Raw genomic sequence first — 17,881 nt, forward strand, 5'->3', positions numbered from 1 at the left:
TCGCAGACGACGCGGACGCCGTTGGACAGGGTGTGGAGGGTGGCGGTCAGGATCTCGGCTTTCTACGCAGCAGCGCGATATAGAAACCGAGCACCGCCAGCGCCAGTCCGAACCACGTCAGGGCGTAGCCGAGGTGGTTGTTCGAAAAGGCGGCGGGCGGGGCCGAGGGCTGAAGGGCCCCGAAACCGGGAAAGGCTGACGTCACCGCGTAGAGGGTCTGGGAGGCCCGTTCCGGCGGGACGCCGAGGACCGCCGCGATCGCGCGATTGTCACGGGCGAAGAACCGCCCATTTTCGGGCGGAAGGGCGAAACTGTTCGGGGCCGGCGTGTTTCTGACTTCGGCGATGATCTTCGGATAGCTGCCCGGGAGGCGAGGCGCTCGATACTGGGTGAAAGGCGGACGCGCGCTGATCTCCTCCGACATGAAGCCGAGGTCGACCAGACGACCGCTACACTCGGCGATCAGGCGGACGCTTGGGACGCCGTCGTGGATGGTCTGCAGTTCAACCCGTTGGTTGGCCTGAAAGTCGCAATCGAGGATGACCTTCTGGAACTCCGGCAGGTCGGTCCGCTCGCCGGAAGGCAGGGGAACCGGCGGATGCGTCGCCGCCGCCTCGGCCTCGGCGATCAGTCCGTTCTTCCACTGCATCCGTTGCACCTGCCAGACGCCCAGCGAGGCCAGCAGGACGACCGCCAGCGCGCAGACGATCGTCAGGCCCCAGGGGAAGCGGTTACGGGTCGCCTCAGTCGTCATTGCGCGCCTGTCCCGCCTTGTTGCGCATCTGCAGGGCGATCATCACCCCCTTGCCCGGCCGCATCAGGCCCAGCGACAGGCCGGCCACCAGCGGCAGGGCTGCCGCCAGCATGGCCCAGATGGGGGGATTGTACGCGACCTGGATGAACAGGGCCGAGAACACCACGATCCCGCCGGCGATCTGCATGATGAAGACAGCCGCCCCGTCGCCCGTGTTCAGACGCGTGAAATCGAAGCCGCAGGCCTCGCAACGTTCGACCACCTTCAGGAAGCCCGCGAACAAACGCCCCTTCCCGCAATGGGGACAGCGGCAAAGCAGACCGGCGCGGATCGGGTCGATCCGCGCCGGTTGAAGATCAAGCCCTGTGGGGCCTTGGTTCACCCGAAGGTGACGTAGACGAAGGCGAAGAGGAACAGCCAGACCACGTCCACGAAATGCCAGTACCAGGCGGCGGCCTCGAAGCCGAAATGCTTGGCCGGGCTCATCTGGCCGGCGTAGAGGCGCAGAAGGCAGACCAGCAGGAAGATGGTGCCGATCAGGACGTGGAAGCCGTGGAAGCCCGTCGCCATGAAGAAGATCGAACCGTAGAGGCCGGAGTTCGCCGCCTCCTCGTTGAAGAACAGGTTCTCGTGGATGATGTGGTTGTACTCATAGGCCTGCACCGCGGTGAACAGGATGCCAAGGGCGACGGTGATCAGCAGCCCCGTCTTGGCGGCGCTGCGGTCGCCGACCTGCAGGGCATGGTGCGCCCAGGTGACGGTCGTGCCCGACAGCAGCAGGATGACGGTGTTCAGCAGGGGCAGCTGCCAGGCGTCCAGCGTCTCGACGCCCTTGGGCGGCCAGGTCGACCACGCCTTGGCCGTATCGGCCCAGTTGGCGACTTCCGGAATGTGGGCGCGGGCTTCGTTGAAGACCGCCATTTCGAAGAACATCCAGAAGAAGGCCGCGAAGAACATCACCTCGGAGGCGATGAACAGCATCATGCCGTAGCGCAGGCCGATGGAGACGACCGGCGTGTGGTCGCCCGCCTTGCTCTCCTTGATCACGTCGGCCCACCAGCCGAACATCGACACCAGCACGCCGGCGAAACCGGCGAAGAACAGGGCCTTGTCGCCCTTGGCCAGCAGGGCGCCGGCGACGGCGCCGGCGTCCTCGCCGACCAGGCCCTTCATCCAGACCACCGCGCCGACCATCATGGTCGTGACGGCGATCGAGGCGACCAGCGGCCAAGGGCTGGGGTTCACCAGGTGGTAGTCGTGATGCGGTGCGGCGTGGGCGTCGGCCATCAGGGTCTCTTCAAGCGGTCGAGATACGTAGGGGGCAGGCTATAGCGTCCGCTATCCGGCTGCGCCAGAGGCTTGGCCGGCGTTGGTCGCCAGGTCCGCCGCCTTGGTCGGATAGAAGGTGTAGCTGAGGGTGATCTCGCGCACGCCGCGGCTCTCGCGATCGGTCGCCATCTCGGGCGCGACGAAATACTGGACGGGGAATTTCAGCGTCTGCCCGGGCTGGATCGTCTGCCCCTCGAAGCAGAAACACTGCAGCTTCTGGAAATAGGGACCCGCCCGTTCCGGCACGACGTTGTAGGCCGCCGTGGCGTGGATCGGCTGGTCCGAGGTGTTGGTCACGTCGAAATAGGCCATGCCGGTCTCGCCGATTCGCACCCGCTGGCTGACCTGTTCGGCGCGGAAGGTCATCGGCAGGTCGCGGACATTGGTGTCGAAGCGAATCAGGACTGTCTCATCCAGAATTCGGTCCGGGGCGGTTTCGGCCTTGCGGACCGTGCCGTCGAAGCCCGTGACCTGACAGAACATCCGGTACAGGGGCACCGCCGCGAAGGCGGCGCCGGTCATGCCCATGACGGCCAGGACGCAGGCGATGGCGATGGCGTTCCGCGACAGCTTCATCCGGCGTAGCCCACCGGCCGGCCCTCGGCGATCGCGTCGGCGCGGGCGTCCAGATTGCGCTTCAGGTTCAGCACCGTCACGCCGAACACCAGCACGATGAAGGCGACCAGCGCCCCGGCGATGGCCAGGTTGCGCTTCTTGCGGGCTTGCAGCTGTTCCGGGGTCAGGCGGGTCATGGTCGTTACAGTCCAGGGATGGCGGCGACGCTCTCGACCAGCAGGGCCGCGAACAGGGCCATCAGATACAGGATGGAGAAGGCGAACAGGTTCCGCGCCGGTTTGGCCTCCGCGCGGACATCATACAATGCGGCCTCTCGCCCCACGGCCTCGGCCTTGTCGGGCTGGTCGCCGGCGCGGCTGCGATACAGGCGCACGGCCAGGAACAGGAAGCCGAGGCCGCCCACCACCGACACGGCGAGGTACAGCAGGCCGCCCATCCCCGTCAGACCGGGCGCGATGGCCACGGGGACGAAGACCAGGGTGTAGAGCAGGATCTGCAGCCGGGTGCTTCTCGCGCCCCGCGCCACCGGCATCATCGGAATACCCGCGCGGGCGTAGTCGCCGGCCGAATACAGGGCCAGGGCCCAGCTGTGCGGCGGGGTCCACAGGAAGATGATCAGGAACAGCAGCCACGCCTGCCACGGGGCCTGCCCCGTCGCCGCAGCCCAGCCGATGACCGGCGGGAAGGCCCCGGCGGCGCCGCCGATGACGATGTTCTGGGGCGTCCGCCGCTTCAGCAGCAGGGTGTAGAAGGCGGCGTAGTAGACGATGGTCAGCAGCAGCAGGCCGCCCGCCAGCCAGTTGGTCGTCATGCCCAGCAGCATGACCGAAAAGATCGACAGGATGACGCCGAAGGTCATGGCGTCGTTCTTGTTGACCCGGCCCGCCGCGACCGGCCGCCCGCGGGTGCGCCGCATCAGGGCGTCGGTCTCGCCCTCCAGCGCCATGTTCAGCGCCCCGGCCGCGCCGGCGCCGACGGCGATGCACAGGATGGCGATGGCGCCGGAGATCCAGTCGATGTCGCCGCCGGCGACCACCAGCCCGGTCAGGGCGGTGAAGACCACCAGCGACATCACGCGCGGCTTCAGCAGCTGGAAGAAGTCCTCCGGCTGGGCCGTCGAGATCACGGTCTGTGGGGTGGCTTCGGTCATGGCTCTTTCAAAAACCCGGAAGGCCGCCCTTTCGACTGAAAGAGCGGCCCCCGTGTGTCAGTCCCGGTATGGCCGGTCCTAGTGCTCGTCGCTCTTGACCACCGGCAGTTCGTTGAACTGGTGATGCGGCGGCGGCGAGGACAGGGTCCACTCCAGCGTCGTGGCGCCTTCGCCCCACGGGTTGGCGACGCCCTTGCGGCGGCGAATGGCGGACTCGGCCAGCATGATCAGGAAGACCAGCACGCCGATGGCCGTGATCGCATAGCCGAACGACGAGACCTTGTTCCACAAGGCATAGCCGTCTGAATAGTCGACATACCGGCGCGGCATCCCCTGCAGACCGAGGAAGTGCTGCGGGAAGAACACCAGGTTCACGCCCACGAACATGATCCAGAAGTGCGCACAGCCGAGGAACTCGTTGTACTTCACCCCGAACATTTTTTCGTACCAGTAGTAGAAGCCGCCGAAGATGGCGAAGACGGCGCCCAGCGACAGCACATAGTGGAAGTGGGCCACGACGTAATAGGTGTCGTGCAGGCTGTAATCGATGCCGGCGTTGGCCAGGACCACGCCGGTCACGCCGCCGACGGTGAACAGGAAGATGAAGCCGATCGCCCACAGCATGGGCGTCTTGAAGCTGATGGAGCCGCCCCACATGGTGGCGATCCAGCTGAAGATCTTCACCCCTGTCGGCACCGCGATGATCATGGTCGCGGCGATGAAGTAGGCGCGCAGGTTCACGCTCATGCCGACCGTGAACATGTGGTGGGCCCACACGATGAAGCCGACGAAGCCGATGGCGACCATGGCGTAGGCCATGGCGAGGTAGCCGAAGATGGGCTTCTTCGAGAAGGTCGAGACGATGTGGCTGATGATGCCGAAGCCCGGCAGGATCAGGATGTAGACCTCGGGGTGGCCGAAGAACCAGAACAGGTGCTGGAACATGACGGGGTCGCCGCCGCCGGCCGGGTCGAAGAAGCTGGTGCCGAAGTTGCGGTCCGCCAGCAGCATGGTGATGGCGCCGGCCAGGACGGGCAGCGACAGCAGCAGCAGGAAGGCCGTGATCAGCACCGACCAGGCGAACAGCGGCATCCGGTGCAGGGTCATCCCCGGGGCGCGCATGTTGAAGATGGTGGTGATGAAGTTGATCGCGCCGAGGATCGAGCTGGCGCCGGCGACGTGCAGCGAGAAGATCGCCAGATCCATGGCCGGGCCGGTGTGGCCCGTGGTCGAGAGCGGCGGATAGATGGTCCAGCCGCCGCCGAAGCCCTTGCCCGGTCCGCCGTCGACGAACATCGACAGGCACAGCAGCACCCAGGCCGCGACCAGCAGCCAGAACGAGACGTTGTTCATGCGCGGGAAGGCCATGTCCGGCGCGCCGATCATGATCGGAACGAACCAGTTGCCGAAGCCGCCGATCATCGCCGGCATGACCATGAAGAAGATCATGATCAGGGCGTGGGCGGTGACGGTGACGTTGTAGCCGTGGTGCGAGGCCTCGACGAGGCCCAGCTTGTCGATCAGGCCGCCCTGGACGAAATACTGGATGCCCGGTTCGGCCAGCTCGAGGCGGATGAAGCCGGACAGGATGCCGCCCACCAGGCCCGCCATGATGGCGAACAGCAGGTACAGCGTGCCGATGTCCTTGTGATTGGTCGACAGGAACCAGCGGGTGAAGAAGCCCGGCTTGTGGTCGTGGTCGTCATGACCGTCGTGGTCATAGGCGAGGTTTTCGGCTGCGGTGGCCATGATCTGGGGGCTCTCGCGGATCGTTACTGGGCCGCCGGCGCCGCGGCGGGAGCCGGGGCGGGGGCAGCGGGTTGGGCAGGGGCGGTGGCGGCTGCGCCGACCGTCGGGATGGAAGTCGGGGCGGCGACGGCGCCTTCGGAGACCGTCGGGGCCCCCGTCGTGCCGGCGGCGACCTGGGCGGCGGTGCCGCCCGGAGCCTGTTCCGGCGTCTTCGGCGTCATCGAGCCGCCCTTGGAGGCGACCCAGGCTTCGAACTCGGCCTGGGTGACGACGTTGATCTGGATCGGCATGAAGGCGTGGTCGACGCCGCACAGTTCCGAGCACTGGCCGTAGAAGGTGCCGACGCGGTCGGCGCGGAACCAGGTCTCGTTGACGCGGCCCGGGACGGCGTCGGTCTTCAGGCCGAAGGCCGGCAGGGCGAAGGCGTGGATGACGTCGGCGGCGGTGACCAGCACGCGGACGGTCTTGCCGACCGGCACGACGATCGGTTCGTCGGCGGCCAGGCGGTACAGGCTGTGCGGCATGCCGCGCTGGGCCAGCTCGTCTTCCGGCAGCATGTTGGAGACGTATTCGGCGATGCCCTGGTCCGGATACTCATAGGCCCAGTTCCACTGGTTGCCGGTCGCCTTGATGGTCAGGTCCGGCGTCGGCATGTCGTGATAGGCGAACAGCAGACGGAACGAGAACAGCGAGATGAACACCAGGATCAGGACCGGCAGAACCGTCCAGATCACCTCGATCAGGGTGTTGTGGCTCCACTTGGCCGGAACCGGGTTGGCCTTCTTGTTGTAGCGGACGACGATCCACAGGATCAGGCCCAGCACCAGCAGGGTGATGAATGTGATGACCGGCATCAGGATGATGTCGTGGAAGAAATGCGCCTCGACCTTCAGCGGCGAGGCCGCCGGCTGCAGCCCGAGCGCGCCGTCCGTCGGCTGGCCCACCAGTTCCTTCGCCCAGACGGGCGTGGCGGAGAATACGGCCAGGCACAGGGCGGTGAAACCACCGCCGATCGACGCCCGGGCCCGCGTGCCCATCCCCATGCGAGACATCCTCATATTACCGTTTCGTCGCAAACGCTTGCGAGAGAATCGCAAGCAGGCGCCCGGACATGACGCCCGCAGCGGTTCTTCGGGCGGTCCATATCGCCCCGTCCGACGCTTGCCAAGCGATCAGCAAGAGATTGCGCGCGGCTGCGGCCATCGGCCCACGGATTAAATCTCCGTCATGTTATGACAGCTACCTTGCGTCACCAGATACCTTGCGATACGTCTTGGGCATCAAAGGAGGACGCCACGTGCCCGAAACCATCGAGATACAGCTGAAGAAGGGAGTGCTGACGCTATGCGTGCTGGCGCTTCTGAACCGGCATGACAGCTACGCCTATGAGATCGCCTCGACCCTGTCGGACGCGATCGACATGGGCGAGGGGACGATCTACCCGCTGATGCGGCGGATGCAGTCCGACGGACAGGTCGAGACCTATCTGGTCGAATCGGCGTCCGGGCCGTCGCGCAAATACTATCGCCTGACCGACGCCGGCCGCGCCGCGCTCGAAGCCCAGACGGCCGAGTGGCGCGCCTTCGCCCGCGCGGTCGAATCCGTTCTCGACGGCGCGGCGCCCATCGCCGCGCCGGCCGCGAAAAATGCCGACAAGGGAGCTGAACAATGACCCGCGCCGAATTCATGGGCCGGTTGCGCCGGGGACTGGTCGGCATGCCGACGTCCGCCGCCGCCGACATCGCCTCGGACTATGAGACCCATTTCGAGGACGGCGCCGCCGCCGGACGCTCGGAAGCCGAGGTCGCGGCCGCCCTGGGCGATCCCGACCGCCTGGCCCGCGAACTGCGCGCCGAGGCCGGCGCCCAGCGCTGGCATCAGGAAAAGAACCCGTCGGCCGCCGCCGGGGCCGTCTTCGCGGTCCTGGGTCTGGGCGCGATCGACCTCCTGATCCTGCTGCCCATCTTCATGAGCGTGGTCGGCGTCCTGTTCGGCTTCTTCATGGCCGCCGTCGGCCTGTTCATCGGCGGCGGGGCGGTGATGATCGCCGGTCCCTTCGCGGGCTTCCCGGGCGGCGTCGCCACGGCGATCCTCGGGGGCATCGGCCTGATGGCCGGAGCCACGGCGCTCGGCGCCCTGACCGCCATCGCCACCATCCTGCTGGTCAACGCCACCGTCTGGTACGCGCGCCTGCACTATCGCCTGCTGAAGCCCGCGCTGGGGGAACAATCCCCGGCCGACGGCAAGTTCTGAGGGAGGACAAGACATGATCCGCACGCTTCTCATCATCACGGGCGCCAGTCTGGTGCTCTGCATCGCCACCCTTTCCGGCGCCGCCGCCATCGGCGGGAACGATCTGGCCCGCCACGGCTGGGAGTGGACCTTCCATGACGTGGACAGTTCCGAAACGATCACATTCCAGCGCGGCGACGTCGGTCCGTCGGTGACCCGCAACCTGGCCTGGACCGGCGGCGACAAGCTGACGATCGAGATCCCGGGCGACGTGACCTACATCCAGGGCGACACGCCCTCGGTCGTGGTCACCGGCCGGAAGTCGATGGTCGACCAGGTCAACCTGATCGACGGCCGGCTGACCTGGTCCGAAGGCGATGACCGCTCCGAACACGTGGTCTTCGGCTGGAGCAACCATGACCGGCTCCGGGTCGTGATCACCGCCCCGTCGGTGAAATCCTTCGACCTCGAAGGCTCGGCCGACCTGTCGATCCGGGACTATGACCAGCCGACGTTCGACCTGAACATCTCGGGATCGGGCGACGTGGTCGCGGAAGGCGAGACGCAGACGGCGACGATCGACGTCAACGGCTCCGGCGATTCGGACCTGTCGGCGCTCCGCGCCACCGACGCCAGCGTCGACACCTCCGGCTCGGGCGATGTCCGGATCGGCCCGACCGGAGCCGCCAGGATCGATATCTCGGGCTCGGGCGACGTCGATCTGACCCGCCGGCCGGCCAATCTGCAGCAGTCGGTTTCCGGTTCCGGCGACATCGACCAGAACTGACCCGGTGACGCGAGGGCGGTCAGCCCCTACTTAGGGCCCATGACCGTCCTCGTATCGCCTCCCGCCATTCTCGACAGCGCCGACGTCGGCGCCGATGAAGCCCTGTCCATCCTGCAGGGCGCGCTCGAAGGCGCCGACGACGGGGAACTGTTCCTCGAACGGTCAGAGAGCGAATCGCTGGTCTTCGACGACGGCCGGCTGAAATCCGCCGCCTATGACGCCAGCGAAGGCTTCGGCCTGAGGGTCGTGGCGGGCGAGACCGCCGGCTACGCCCACGCCAACGAGATCAGCGGCGCCGCCATCCGCCGCGCCGCCGACAGCGCCTCTCTCGCCAGGTCCGGCCATGCCGGCGTCACGGCCGAGGCCCCCCGGGCCACCAACCAGCAGCTTTACGACGCGGTCGATCCCCTCGCCTCGCCCGCCTTCTCCGACAAGATCGCCCTGCTGTGCGAGATCGACGCCTGGGCCCGGGCCCGCGATCCGCGCGTGGTGCAGGTGTCGGCCAGCCTGATCGGCGAGCGTCGCCAGATCGAGATCCTGCGCGGCGACGGCCGGCTGGTGCGCGACATGCGGCCCCTCGTCCGGATGAACGTCTCCATCACCGTCGAATCCAACGGCAGGCGCGAGAGCGCCTCGGCCGGAGCCGGCGGGCGCGCCGGCTTCGAGACCTGGATCGCGCCCGACCGCTGGCAGGGCCAGGTCGACGAGGCCCTGCGTCAGGCGCTGGTGAACCTCGAGGCCGTCGACTGCCCGGCCGGCGAGATGGACGTGGTCCTCGGCGCCGGCTGGCCCGGCGTGCTGCTGCACGAGGCCATCGGCCACGGCTTCGAGGGCGACTTCCACCGCAAGGGATCGTCGGTCTTCTCGGGCATGATGGGCCAGCGAGTGGCCGCCCCGGGCGTCACCGTGGTCGACGACGGCTCCATCGCAGGACGCCGCGGGTCCCTGTCGGTCGATGACGAGGGCACGCCGACCTCGCGCACCGTCCTGATCGAGGACGGGATCATGGTCGGGCTGATGCACGACCGGCTGTCGGCGCGGCAGCTGGGCGCCCGCGCCACCGGCAACGGCCGCCGCCAGTCCTTCGCCCACATGCCGATGCCGCGCATGACCAACACCTTCATGGAAGGCGGCAGGGACAAGCAGGCCGACATGATCGCCTCGACGAAACGCGGCCTCTACGCCGCCAATTTCGGCGGCGGCCAGGTCGACATCACCAACGGCAAATTCGTCTTCCAGTGCACCGAGGCCTACCTCATCGAGGACGGGAAGATCACCGCCCCGGTGCGCGGCGCGACCCTGATCGGCGACGGGGCCACGGCCCTGCAGCGGGTGCAGATGATCGGCGACGACTTCGCCTTCGACCCCGGCGTCGGCGTCTGCGGCAAGGCCGGTCAGGGCGTCCCCGTCGGCATCGGCCAGCCCAGCCTCAAGATCGGCGGCCTGACCGTGGGCGGGACCGCCGTCTGATACGTCCGATTCTGACGCAGGTCGGGGTCATACTGCCGGTCCTGTCGATTTCCGTGGAAATCCGACGGACCCGGACGGTGAGACGCATGAGACGCATGAGACGGTGTTTTTCAGGGTCTCGGCCGCCACTCCGGGCCGACCACATCGAACCCGCGGGCCTCAAGGCCGTCGAGGACGCCGCCCGTTTCGGCCAGAAGCCGGATCGGAGCCACGCCCATGGTCACGCCGGGCGAGATCATCGCCGTCTCGATCGCCGCCGCCCACTGCTGCCTCAGCTGCGGCGCGATCTCCGGATCGCCCCATGGCCAGCACTGGTTCAGCGCCTTGTCGACCGGAGAGGCGACGACATCGGCGATCCGGAGCGCGCGCCAGTCCTCGGCCCGGTCCCGGGTCGCGTCCGGTCCCGCCTCGGCGGCGGCGATGGCGGCCTGGACGCAGGGCACATGGGCGCTCTGGGGCGCGGTGATCAGGCTGTCGATCAGGGCGTCGCCGCGCACGGTTCCGACCGGCCGGACCGGCACCCGGGCGCGCCGGGCCGCGCGCCGGATCACGTCCATGGCGTCGTCGCCGGTGCGGCCGCTCCTGTAGCCGGCCTTGTCCTGCATAAGGTCGAAGCCCACGAACAACAGGCTTGTCCGCCGCCAATCCTCATTGCGCTCGTCGGTCATCAGGGCCTCGAGCCGGGTCTGCCAGTCGGGCGTCAGAAAGTCTGCGGTCGTCTGGCCTTCGGGCATGCGCGCGATGGTTCGGGCGCGCCAGATGACGCGGAACAGGTCGGTGACCGAGGCCCGGCCCTCCTGCGGCGACAGGATCTGGTCCGATCGGGCCGCGGCCGCTTCCAGATCGTCAGGCCGCCACGTCAGGTCACGGGGAATGCCGGTGATCGCGCCGACCAGGATCAGGGTGCTGTCGCCGCGGGTCACCGTCCACATCGGCGCGCCCGAGCGCCGGGCCAGAACGATCACCTCGTCGAGCTCCGTCGCCTCCGCCTCGGGCGTCTGGGCCATCGAGACGGCGGGCGTCATGGTGGCGATCAGCAGGCCGGCGGCCAACAGGGCGGCTGTATGAGTTCTCACGACTATACCTTCGTCATTTGCATATGCCGAGTAACGCTAAGACTAAATTGGAACACAACCATGACATCGGTGTAATGATGTCGGAGATTTAATGCACCTGTCTGTCTTGTAACTGGAGGAGGCCGCGGCAGACCGTCACATCTCCCGTCACACGACGAGGGGAATCCTGCAATGACAAAGACCATCCTGCTGGCGACGACGGCGCTCCTGTTGACCGCCGGGGCGACGTCCGCCCAGACACCCGGCGAACAGCAGGCCGCCCCCCAGGCCCAGGCGGACCAGCAGGGCGTCCTGGTGTTCACGCCGGACTTCTTCGCCGACCAGCGGCCCAACAGCGCCCTGGACATGGTCAACCGGATTCCGGGCTTCAGCGTCGTCGACGGCGACGGCAGCCGCGGCTTCGAGGGCTCGGTCGGCAATATCCTGATCAACGGATCGCGCCCGGCGTCCAAGAACGACACCGGCTCGGCCGTGCTGGGCCGCACCCTGGCCGGCCAGGTCGAGCGCATCGAACTGGTCCGCGGCGGCGCGCCGGGCATCGACATGCAGGGCTTCGCCATCGTGGTGAACGTGATCACCAGAACCGAATCCAGCCGGCAGTCCATCCTCACCGCCAACGCCGCGATCTTCGACGGCGGGCAGGACCTTTACGGCGGCTCCTACCAGTTCACCGCCAGGGAGGGCGAGCGGACCTGGGGCGTGACCCTCAGCGACGGCATGTCCATGAGCGACGCCAACGGCATCGGTCCGATCGTCCGCCGCGACGCGAGCGGCGCCATCATCCGCCAGGAAGATTTCTTCAACGACCAGTACGGCGGCGGGACCTCCATCCGCGGCAATTTCGCGACGCCTCTCTACGGCGGCAAGATCGACCTGACGGCCCGCTACGGCGTCAACGACTACCACAGCATCAACCTGCAGACCTCGCCCACGGCGCGGCGCGAAAACCTGTTCGAGGACGACGGCTCGGGCGGCGAGTTCGGGGTGGTCTACACCCGTCCGCTGGGGACGCGGCTGAATCTCGAAACCCGGTTCATCCATCAGTTCAACGACTTCGACAACGTCTCGACATCGCGCACCCGCGTCAGCGGCGTCGACAGTCCGGAACAGCGCTTTGTCGCCGAGGGCAATTCGTCCGAAACGATCTTCCGCAGCCTGCTGCGCTTTGAACGCTCGCCGGCCCTGACCTTCGAAGGCGGCGGCGAGGTCGCCTACAACATGCTGGAGATCCAGCAGGCCTTCACCGTCGGCGGCGTCGCCGTGCCCCTGCCCTCGGCCTCGGTCAAGGTCGAGGAAACGCGCGGCGAGGTCTTCGGCAAGGCGACCTGGCGGGTCCGCCCGACCCTGACCGTGGAAGGCGGCTTGCGGGTGGAGGCGTCGACCATCACCCAGTCCGGCGACGCCGAGCAGGAAAAGAGCTTCTTCTTCCCCAAACCCCGCGTGCTGGCGACCTGGACGCCGATGCCGAACAACCAGTTCCGTTTCCGCTTCGAGCGCGAACTGGGCCAGCTGGACTTCGGCGACTTCGCCGCCTCCTCGGATCTGGACGAGGAGAATGTTCTGGGCGGCAATGCCGATCTGGAACCGGAGCAGCGCTGGATCACGGAAGCGACCTATGAGCGCCGTTTCTGGACCGACGGCATCGTCAGCATCGGCCTGCGCCATGACGAGATCGTCGACGCCATCGACGTGATCCCGCTGGATGGCGGCCTGTCGGCGGTCGGCAATATCGGCGACGGCGCCCTGGACCAGTTGGCGGTGAACGTCCTCGTGCCGATGGACCGGTACGGCTTCACCGGCGGGCGTCTCGGCTTCCGCAACACCTGGAACCATACCGAGGTCACCGATCCGACCACGGGCGAGACCCGCGCCATCTCGGGCGTCCGCCCGTCGCAGGCGACCTTCACCATCGCCCAGGACATCACCTCCTGGAAACTGCAATGGGGCGGCGCCTACATCACCAAGCTCAGCCAGACCAGCTACGATCCGGACCAGACCTCTGGCTTCCGCGGCGCCGACTATTTCGAACTGTGGGCCGAGTACAAGCCGACCGCGACCCTGTCGCTGCGGGCGCAGATCAACCTCTGGGACGATTTCGAGGTCGAGCGCACCGTTTTCGCCGCCCGCACGGCCGCCCGGCCGGTCGCACTGGTCGAGAACCGCTACATCGACCCCCGGACCTTCGTCTCCCTGCGGTTGCGCAAGACGTTCTGATCCGGCGACAGGCCGGGGCGGCCATGGCCTCGCCCCAAGCCTGTCGGCGAATTAATCCACCTGTCCGGCTTGTAACTGGAGGCCCCGCCGGACCACGAGCACCTTTGCCGTAACAGGGAGAGGATTTCATGGGAAAAGCTGTCTGGCTGGTCGGCGTCGCCCTGTGCGCCGTGGCGGCCCCGGCGATGGCGCAGACCTCGACAGGGGTCGCCGCCCTCTCGTCCTCCGCCGAGGCGCCGGTTCCGGCCGATCCGACCGGGACCGCGCCGGCGGTCGACGCGACCCGGCGGGGTGTGCTGGTCTTTGATCCGGCCTTCTTCGCCGACTCCCGGCCCGACACCGCGCTGGACATGATCGCCCGCCTGCCCGGCTTCGGCCTGGACACGGGAGACAGCGATACGCGCGGCCTCGCGGGCACGGCCGGCAACGTGCTGATCGACGGCGTACGGCCCTCGACCAAGAGTGACAATCTGGAGCAAATCCTGCGCCGCATCTCGGCGGCCGGCGTCGCCCGCATCGAACTGATCCGCGGCGGCGCGCCGGGCATCGACATGCAGGGCCGGTCAGTGATCGCCAACGTCATCCTGGTCCGGAGCGTCGTCACCGAACGCGTGCTGGAAGCCAACGCCTATTTTTATCCCGACGGCTACGTCGGCCCCGTGATCGCGGCGCGCTGGTCGCGGCGTGAGGGCGACAACCAGATCGAGGGTTCGATCAACGCGTTCTCGGACCGCACCGACGGAACCGGGGATGGCTTCCGTCGTCGCTATGACCCCGCCGGCAATCTGATCCAGGACGCCGACCTGGTGCTGTGGGACCGCATCCGCACGGTGCGGGCCACGGGCGCCGTCCAGCGCCGCGTGGCGGACGGCCTGCTGAAGGTGAACGGCCTGCTGGGCTGGTTCGGCAATGAGAATTCGCAGGATCTGCTGATCCGCTCGGGCGCCGGCAGCGACAGCTTCAATGACGAGGAGGCGGACTCGGTCGATAGCGAACTGGGCGTCAACTGGACCCGCGATCTGAGCCCCCGCCTCGGGCTGGAGCTGACCGGGCTGCAGCGTTACGGGACCGAGGAATACACCGGCGTCTCGACTGGCGCCGGCGGCAGCTCGACCTTCACGGCCGACGCCACCGCGGGCGAATCGATCGCCCGCGCGACCCTGCGCTACCGGCCCGACGACCGGTTCGCCGTCGAGACAGGCGGCGAGATCGCCTTCAACTTCCTCGACAGCACCAACGCCTATGAGGAAAACGGCGTGGCCATTCCCCTGCCGTCCGCTTCGGTCCGGGTCGAGGAACTGCGCGGCGAGGTGTTCGGCCAGACGACCTGGCGGCCCCGCCCCGAATTCACGCTCGAAGCCGGCGTCCGGGTCGAGGTTTCGGAGATCAGCCAGTCGGGCGACAGCGACCAGTCAAAATCCTTCGTCTTCCCCAAGCCTCGCATCCAGATGACCTGGACGCCGTGGGCCGGTCACCAGTTCCGCCTCCGCGCCGAACGCGAGGTGGGTCAGCTGGACTTCGGCGACTTCGTCGCCTCGGCCGACATCGACATCGGTCAGGTCGAAGGCGGCAATCCGGACCTGGAACCGCAGAAGGCGACCGTTTTCGAGGCCATCTACGAACGCCGCTTCTGGAACGAGGGCGTCCTCGACTTCACCCTGAGCCACGCCGAGATCGAGGATGTGGTCGATATCATTCCGCTGATCGGCGGCTTCGACGGCGTGGGCAATATCGGCGACGGGACGTCGAACTTCTTCCAGACCCGCCTGACCCTGCCGACGGACAAGCTGGGAATCCCGAACGGCCGGCTGCAGGTGCGCGGCAGCTGGTCCCGGACCTCCGTCGTCGATCCGGTCACCGGCGAGGAGCGGCGGTTCCAGGGAAACCAGGCCTTCGGCTGCGGCGTGGCGTTCAATCAGGACCTGAAAGGCGGCCGCTGGTCCTACGGCTTCGACCACGGCTGCAACATCGACAAGGGCGCCGCCTTCCGTGTGCGCGAGATTCGCCGGTTCTATTCCGAGCCCGGCGTCAGCGCCTATGGCCAGTGGAAGCCGCGCCCCGACCTGACGGTGCGGGTCGACCTCGGCAACGCCTCCAACCGCCGCAACGGCTACGATCGCGAGATCTACGCCGGCCCCCGCGACACCGCCCCCCTGTCGTTCCGCGAGGTGCGTCGCACGCGGATGAGCCCCTGGCTGTTCGTCCAGATAAGAAAGACCTTCTGAAGAAGGCGACCCCACGCCCCAAACTGACGTGCGCCACCCCCGCGCACGAAAAAGGGCGGAGCCGTCAGGCCCCGCCCTTTCTGTTGTCAGCCGCTGGCTGGATCAGCCCGCGGTGCTGGTCCCGGGCCTGGCGACGTTGCCGTCCTCCTGGCCCCGATCGGTCAGGGTCGGTCCCGGATGATTGCCGGCGTCATTGGCTCCATGCGACCAGCCCTTGATGAAGAAGCTGATCAGGATGAAGAAGGCGCCGATAACCATGCCGCCCCAGCCGAGCTTCTCGAAGATCTCGAGCGAGGTGCGCAGCGCAAGACCGGGGTCCAGCACCTGACCGCCGACGGTCTCCGTGCCCGCCAGACCCGCGATCCAGCCGCCCACGAACTGGGCGATGGAGCTGGCCAGGAACCAGACGGCCATCATGAAGCTGACCACCGCCGGCATCGACAGCTTGGTGATCTCCGACAGGCCCACGGGCGACAGGAACAGCTCGCCCGTCGTGTGGAACATGTAGAGCAGGCCCAGCAGCACGATCGGCAGCTGGAAGGCCGAGTTGGCCATGCCGGCGCCCCAGACCACCACCATGAAGCCGAGACCGACCTGGATCAGGCCGAGACCGAACTTCATCGTCGGGTTGGGGTCCATGTTGCGCTTGGCCAGATAGGCCCACAGCGCCGCCATGATCGGGGCGAACAGCAGGATGAAACCGGCGTTGAACGATTGGGTCTGGGCCGCGGTGATCGTGGCGTCGACCCAGAAGCCGGTCGGGGTGATCCCGGCCGCTTCCAGCTGGGCGGGCGTGCCCACCGTGACGCCGAGGAAGTTGAACGCCGTCGGCGTCAGGCTGAGGTCGACGTTGCGGTCGGCGAACAGGTTCAGCGAGGTGCCGGCCTGTTCGAACAGGGTGAAGAAGACCACCGAACCGAAGATGAGCACCACCGCCAGCATCATCCGCTCACGCTGCGCCTTGGTCTGGCACACCTTGATGATGACGTAGAGGATGAACAGCAGCGACGCGATCGTGGCCAGTCCCAGCACCCAGCCGACGACGGCGTTGCGCTGGACCAGGAACCAGATCAGGCCGACGCTGAGCGTACCCAGCAGATAGATCGACCATTCGCGGTTCAGCGGGCCGATCATCGGACGCTTCAGCATCTCCGGGTTGGGCGGCTCGCCCTTGCCCTCGAGCAGCGGCTTGCCGAGCATGAAGACGATCCAGCCCAAGGCCATGCCGATGCCGGCCAGGCCGAAGCCCGCCCACCAGCCGACCGTCTGGCCCAGATAGCCGCACAGCACCGCGGCCCAGAAGGCCCCGAGGTTGATGCCGTAGTAGTAGAGGGTGAAGCCGGAATCGCGCCGGGGGTCGCCCTGCGGATACAGCTGTCCGACGATGGTGGAGATGTTCGGCTTCAGGAAGCCGACGCCCATGATGATCAGCGACACCGCCAGATAGAACAGGTTCACGCCCATCAGGTCGCGCGTCTGGGTCATGACGTATGATCCTTCCGCCAGGGTGGCGGGAAGAGGCGACGCCGCCGGCATGCCGGCGACGGCGATGCCGCCGCCCTCGGCCGGACCGAAGGCGTATTTCTGGCCGTCGATGACGATGTTGACGTCCCGATCCGCGCCGCGGCCCTCCGCCGAAATCTCATAGGTCTGACCACCGTAGGTCAGGGTTTCGGTCGCGGGACGGCCCTCGAAGGCCATCAATCCGTGACCGGCGACCAGCAGCAGGGCGCCGAAGGCGATGGCCTTGCGCGTGCCGATGAAACGGTCGGCGAGAATGCCGCCGACCAGAGGCAGCAGGTAGACCAGCGAGGTGTAGGACCCGTAGGTCGAGCCCGCCATGGTGTCGTCGAACAGGAAATGCTGCGTCAGGAAGAAAATCAGGATGCCGCGCATGCCGTAGTAGGAGAACCGCTCCCACATTTCGGCGAAGAACAGGATGATCAGTCCGCGCGGATGGTTCTTCAGAATCTGCATCAGCACCGGAACGCCGGTGGCGAAGGTGATGATCAGGCCCAGAATGATGACGATATTCATGCCTGGTCTCCTGTGCTTTGCCGGGCTTCAAGCCCGATGCGCCTTGTCGGCGCGCCCCCTGCGTCCGTTCTGCTCAACGGCTCACTCCCTTTTTGCTGCGCCCCACCTGACGCGCGAAGGCGCATAAGCAGCACGCGGAGCAAGACCGGACAAGAGTTAAGGGTAAATTGGCTGGAAGGCGGCGTCCGACGCCTCGGCGGTGCGATGCCCGGAATCCGCGGTCGGGGTCGGGGTCGGGGTCGGGAATGAGCACCCCTTGAGTTGAAGCCGCGCTTGTCCGAG

At 67.2% G+C, this 17,881-nt stretch carries 16 protein-coding genes; 6 read left to right on the plus strand and 10 right to left on the minus strand.

What is annotated here, in order from left to right:
* Positions 1-46: 46 nt before the first annotated feature.
* From ASD59_RS09230 to coxB, 8 genes are all read right to left on the minus strand, one after another.
* Positions 47-754: an SURF1 family protein gene (locus tag ASD59_RS09230; RefSeq protein WP_055831110.1), complete on the minus strand. Its 708-nt coding sequence runs from the start codon at positions 752-754 to the stop codon at positions 47-49.
* Positions 744-1,037, minus strand: coding sequence for a DUF983 domain-containing protein (locus ASD59_RS09235; RefSeq protein WP_327019545.1), 294 nt, complete (start codon positions 1,035-1,037; stop codon positions 744-746). Before ASD59_RS09235 ends, ASD59_RS09230 begins: the two co-directional genes overlap by 11 nt.
* A gap of 95 nt (positions 1,038-1,132) precedes the next feature.
* Positions 1,133-2,041, minus strand: coding sequence for a cytochrome c oxidase subunit 3 (locus tag ASD59_RS09240; RefSeq protein WP_055831115.1), 909 nt, complete (start codon positions 2,039-2,041; stop codon positions 1,133-1,135).
* Positions 2,042-2,092: 51 nt separating this feature from the next.
* A complete protein-coding gene (locus ASD59_RS09245) occupies positions 2,093-2,659 on the minus strand; it encodes a cytochrome c oxidase assembly protein (RefSeq protein WP_055831117.1) in 567 nt (188 codons plus the stop codon).
* Entirely contained in the window at positions 2,656-2,835 is a 180-nt protein-coding gene (locus tag ASD59_RS09250) for a hypothetical protein (RefSeq protein ID WP_055831119.1), read from the minus strand. Before ASD59_RS09250 ends, ASD59_RS09245 begins: the two co-directional genes overlap by 4 nt.
* 5 nt (positions 2,836-2,840) lie before the next feature.
* On the minus strand, positions 2,841-3,809 hold the full coding sequence (gene cyoE, locus ASD59_RS09255) for a heme o synthase (protein ID WP_055831121.1): 969 nt from the start codon (positions 3,807-3,809) through the stop codon (positions 2,841-2,843).
* A gap of 78 nt (positions 3,810-3,887) precedes the next feature.
* On the minus strand, positions 3,888-5,558 hold the full coding sequence (ctaD, locus tag ASD59_RS09260; protein ID WP_055831123.1) for a cytochrome c oxidase subunit I: 1,671 nt from the start codon (positions 5,556-5,558) through the stop codon (positions 3,888-3,890).
* Between the two features lie 23 nt (positions 5,559-5,581).
* Positions 5,582-6,601: a cytochrome c oxidase subunit II gene (gene coxB / locus ASD59_RS09265; RefSeq protein WP_055831125.1), complete on the minus strand. Its 1,020-nt coding sequence runs from the start codon at positions 6,599-6,601 to the stop codon at positions 5,582-5,584.
* Between the two features lie 254 nt (positions 6,602-6,855).
* On the opposite strand from coxB, the gene ASD59_RS09270 reads away from it, so the two are divergent.
* Genes ASD59_RS09270 through tldD form a run of 4 tightly spaced genes read left to right on the plus strand, consistent with a single transcriptional unit; the run spans position 6,856 to position 10,047 of the window.
* Positions 6,856-7,230, plus strand: a complete 375-nt coding sequence (locus tag ASD59_RS09270; RefSeq protein ID WP_055831127.1) for a PadR family transcriptional regulator — start codon at positions 6,856-6,858, stop codon at positions 7,228-7,230.
* Positions 7,227-7,811 (plus strand): DUF1700 domain-containing protein, encoded by a 585-nt coding sequence (locus ASD59_RS09275; RefSeq protein WP_055831129.1) that lies wholly within the window; start codon positions 7,227-7,229, stop codon positions 7,809-7,811. Before ASD59_RS09270 ends, ASD59_RS09275 begins: the two co-directional genes overlap by 4 nt.
* A gap of 13 nt (positions 7,812-7,824) precedes the next feature.
* Positions 7,825-8,577, plus strand: a complete 753-nt coding sequence (locus tag ASD59_RS09280) for a GIN domain-containing protein (RefSeq protein ID WP_055831131.1) — start codon at positions 7,825-7,827, stop codon at positions 8,575-8,577.
* A gap of 39 nt (positions 8,578-8,616) precedes the next feature.
* On the plus strand, positions 8,617-10,047 hold the full coding sequence (gene tldD / locus ASD59_RS09285; RefSeq protein WP_055831133.1) for a metalloprotease TldD: 1,431 nt from the start codon (positions 8,617-8,619) through the stop codon (positions 10,045-10,047).
* Positions 10,048-10,157: 110 nt separating this feature from the next.
* Here tldD and ASD59_RS09290 read toward each other — a convergent pair whose 3' ends face one another.
* Positions 10,158-11,123, minus strand: coding sequence for a TraB/GumN family protein (locus ASD59_RS09290; RefSeq protein ID WP_235561780.1), 966 nt, complete (start codon positions 11,121-11,123; stop codon positions 10,158-10,160).
* Between the two features lie 171 nt (positions 11,124-11,294).
* Here ASD59_RS09290 and ASD59_RS09295 point away from each other — a divergent pair, with 171 nt between their 5' ends.
* Positions 11,295-13,337 carry a TonB-dependent receptor plug domain-containing protein gene (locus ASD59_RS09295; protein WP_055831134.1) on the plus strand — a complete coding sequence of 681 codons (2,043 nt, stop codon included), beginning with the start codon at positions 11,295-11,297 and terminating at the stop codon, positions 13,335-13,337.
* Positions 13,338-13,465: 128 nt separating this feature from the next.
* Positions 13,466-15,562 carry a TonB-dependent receptor plug domain-containing protein gene (locus ASD59_RS09300; protein WP_055831135.1) on the plus strand — a complete coding sequence of 699 codons (2,097 nt, stop codon included), beginning with the start codon at positions 13,466-13,468 and terminating at the stop codon, positions 15,560-15,562.
* A 102-nt stretch (positions 15,563-15,664) separates the two neighbouring features.
* Here ASD59_RS09300 and ASD59_RS09305 read toward each other — a convergent pair whose 3' ends face one another.
* Positions 15,665-17,599: a peptide MFS transporter gene (locus ASD59_RS09305; protein ID WP_055831136.1), complete on the minus strand. Its 1,935-nt coding sequence runs from the start codon at positions 17,597-17,599 to the stop codon at positions 15,665-15,667.
* Positions 17,600-17,881: the final 282 nt, after the last annotated feature.

Source organism: Brevundimonas sp. Root608, assembly GCF_001427825.1.
Classification (GTDB): Bacteria; Pseudomonadota; Alphaproteobacteria; order Caulobacterales; family Caulobacteraceae; genus Brevundimonas.

Excerpts from the sequence above, each read along its gene's own strand:
- ASD59_RS09230 (WP_055831110.1), bottom strand. The coding sequence starts at position 754 with ATGACGACTGAGGCGACCCGTAACCGCTTCCCCTGGGGCCTGACGATC.
- ASD59_RS09240 (WP_055831115.1), bottom strand. The coding sequence starts at position 2,041 with ATGGCCGACGCCCACGCCGCACCGCATCACGACTACCACCTGGTGAAC.
- ASD59_RS09245 (WP_055831117.1), bottom strand. The coding sequence starts at position 2,659 with ATGAAGCTGTCGCGGAACGCCATCGCCATCGCCTGCGTCCTGGCCGTC.
- ASD59_RS09250 (WP_055831119.1), bottom strand. The coding sequence starts at position 2,835 with ATGACCCGCCTGACCCCGGAACAGCTGCAAGCCCGCAAGAAGCGCAAC.
- cyoE (WP_055831121.1), bottom strand. The coding sequence starts at position 3,809 with ATGACCGAAGCCACCCCACAGACCGTGATCTCGACGGCCCAGCCGGAG.
- ctaD (WP_055831123.1), bottom strand. The coding sequence starts at position 5,558 with ATGGCCACCGCAGCCGAAAACCTCGCCTATGACCACGACGGTCATGAC.
- coxB (WP_055831125.1), bottom strand. The coding sequence starts at position 6,601 with ATGGGGATGGGCACGCGGGCCCGGGCGTCGATCGGCGGTGGTTTCACC.
- ASD59_RS09275 (WP_055831129.1), top strand. The coding sequence starts at position 7,227 with ATGACCCGCGCCGAATTCATGGGCCGGTTGCGCCGGGGACTGGTCGGC.
- ASD59_RS09280 (WP_055831131.1), top strand. The coding sequence starts at position 7,825 with ATGATCCGCACGCTTCTCATCATCACGGGCGCCAGTCTGGTGCTCTGC.
- tldD (WP_055831133.1), top strand. The coding sequence starts at position 8,617 with ATGACCGTCCTCGTATCGCCTCCCGCCATTCTCGACAGCGCCGACGTC.
- ASD59_RS09295 (WP_055831134.1), top strand. The coding sequence starts at position 11,295 with ATGACAAAGACCATCCTGCTGGCGACGACGGCGCTCCTGTTGACCGCC.
- ASD59_RS09300 (WP_055831135.1), top strand. The coding sequence starts at position 13,466 with ATGGGAAAAGCTGTCTGGCTGGTCGGCGTCGCCCTGTGCGCCGTGGCG.
- ASD59_RS09305 (WP_055831136.1), bottom strand. The coding sequence starts at position 17,599 with ATGAATATCGTCATCATTCTGGGCCTGATCATCACCTTCGCCACCGGC.